This window comes from Pseudomonas sp. FH4, assembly GCF_000510915.2.
Classification (GTDB): domain Bacteria; phylum Pseudomonadota; class Gammaproteobacteria; order Pseudomonadales; family Pseudomonadaceae; genus Aquipseudomonas; species Aquipseudomonas brenneri.
The window spans coordinates 1-2,328 of sequence record NZ_AOHN01000039.1 but is presented as its reverse complement, the minus strand read 5'-3'; the positions used below and the strand labels follow the sequence as shown (position 1 = coordinate 2,328).

General features: G+C 50.9%; 1 protein-coding gene. It reads left to right on the top strand.

Annotated elements, in window-relative coordinates; genetic code table 11:
- Positions 1-1,231: 1,231 nt before the first annotated feature.
- Positions 1,232-2,328: nucleoid-associated protein (locus tag H097_RS24230; protein ID WP_050593439.1), on the top strand; the 1,097-nt coding region annotated here is incomplete at its 3' end.

Below are 2,328 nucleotides of genomic sequence, written 5' to 3'. Positions count from 1 at the left end.
CAATTTAACGGGGAGTTGGTGTCCGGTCTGGTAGGGGCAAGTCCACTTTTGAGCAGATGAGCCAAGTTTTGCGTGCTGTTCATCGGGGTTTAAGTCGGGCGATTTACGGGCAGCTATGCTGACTGGTGTGATTAATCATTCGACTCGATTTATGAAGTGGGTCGGAGGGATGAATGAATCTGGCGGGCCTAGCAGAACTGGTTTCTGGTGGTGAAAAAATACCTGGATGTGAGCTTCCTCATTCAGACGCCGTGGCTCTGATCGGATCTTACTTCCCTGGACGGACCTATTGCCTAGTCGCTGACTGGATAATGGTTGATTTAGTGGTCTCCCCCCGTCAGTTAAAGGTCGTTGTTAGAGGAGGAGTTACTCCTACACTGGTCAACACTTTGTTTGTTCTCCACGATAGCTGAGGACGTTTCCATCGCGCCCGCTGGGTAAGAACCTCATTGGGAGTTTCCTTCACCCACGATTGCCTGTTCGAGACCAAAAATACCGTTTATGTGTTGATGGGACCCGGCCGAAGGGTACAGACGGACCTAGATGTCGCTTTGAGCCTGTACTGAGAGTCACGGACGCGTAATGTGGTATTTATCGACGCTCAATGTTTTGGGCGCCGTCCCACTCAACCATCGCGGTACTGTCTCGGTGCTTACTGAGACATGGCGTTCGTAACAATCGTCCCCAGAACCAGGCCTATAGCGGAGTGGCGACACATGACCATTACCCGGACTATCGTCCAGACAGTCGAGTTCTTGTGTGACCTGTCTTGAGATCAAACCCTCCAAAAATCTGTTCTTCAGTAGGTAAAAGGCCTCCTGCGCATTACCTAGAACCTCGGGTAATCTTTGGGATAGATTCCTTCGAAGAATTGCTTCAAACGAAGGATCTGATCGATCCAGCGTGGGCGGTCCCCGCTCTTCAGCTGTGCTCCAGCGCTGACGGATAAGATTGGAAAAACTTTTCAGACTGAGTCTACGTTAGAGACTATGGTCTGTGACAAGCCTAGATGATGCTGTCCGCGTTTCGACGCTCAGACCCTCGTGCTGATGAATGGCATAGAGTATTATGCTGTATGCATATACAGTTATTGGGTTCGTGCAGCCTTACTGATCACTAGGTGTTGGAGCCCTTAGGTGATATCTGATATCGAGATAAGCCCTGAAGTTTGCTGGGTAAGGTGCTATTTTCAGTGATTCCATATTGATACTATCGGAACGGAATTCGACCTATGATTACGCTGAAAACTGCCATTATTCACAGCTTCAAGAAGCTGGCCAAGACCAGCGTTATCTCCGAGGTGGTCAAGAAGGATGTGGCGCTCGATACTGAAAATCCCGCGTTGCATTTTCTGGTCAATGGTATCCACGGCCTCATCGGCAAAGAAGGCAACAGCGTGGTCTACGGCCAGTTTGCCAATGATGACCGTCAGGGACCGTTTCCAGAGCGCTTCACCGCGTTCGTAGAAGTACAAGATGATGAAGCGCGATTTATCGACTTGACCCACTTGGCAATGGACCAGTTGGTGGAGCAAGCCGGTAATCAAGTCTTATCGACCGGTGGACACATCCTTTGCGCTCAGTACACCGCAGGTGCAACCGACTTTTTCCTGGTCGCCAGCATGAAGGAACGCGGCGGTATACAGCTGGACGAGAACTATGTGCCCAAGGAAATTCAAGAGGTCGATCTCAACAAGGTTCAGCAGGCCGCCAGGATCAATTTAGCGAGTTTCGTGGCCATAAAGGCTATGGCTGCTGCGGCCGCTGCTGCGCCTGAGCAGAATGAAGATGACGCGGAGGATGAAGTGGATTCAACCTACCTGTGCTTCATCAGCCGGGGCCGTGATAGTCAGGCATCCGATTATTTCATCTCTGCACTGGGATGCGCGAAAGGAGTAGCTTCCGGACGCGCTACCAAAAATGCCATTGATAACGTTGCACGGTTTTTTCGCGACAACAAAACGTTAAAAGGCTTTGGTTACAAGGCCAAAGAGGCGGTGATCAAGTATCTGGAGGAGCAGTTGGCCGCAGGCAAATCTGCGCGCTTGGACGCTATCTGCCACGTCGCTGTCGCACACGTACCCGCTGACTTAGTGGATGAAATTGTTGGGCTGAAAGACTATTTGAATAGCGAGAAACATAAGGTGCCAGACGACTTTACGGTCAATGCGAAATCGCTGAAAGAGAAGACCCGTATCAAGGGGGACGCGGCTAACTGGTCGTTGCAATTCGAGCGTGGAGCGTTAGGTAAGGATCCGGCCGCAGACGTTTATTATGATGAGGGTGGACTTGCCCCTACCAGACCGGACACCAACTCCCCGTTAAATTG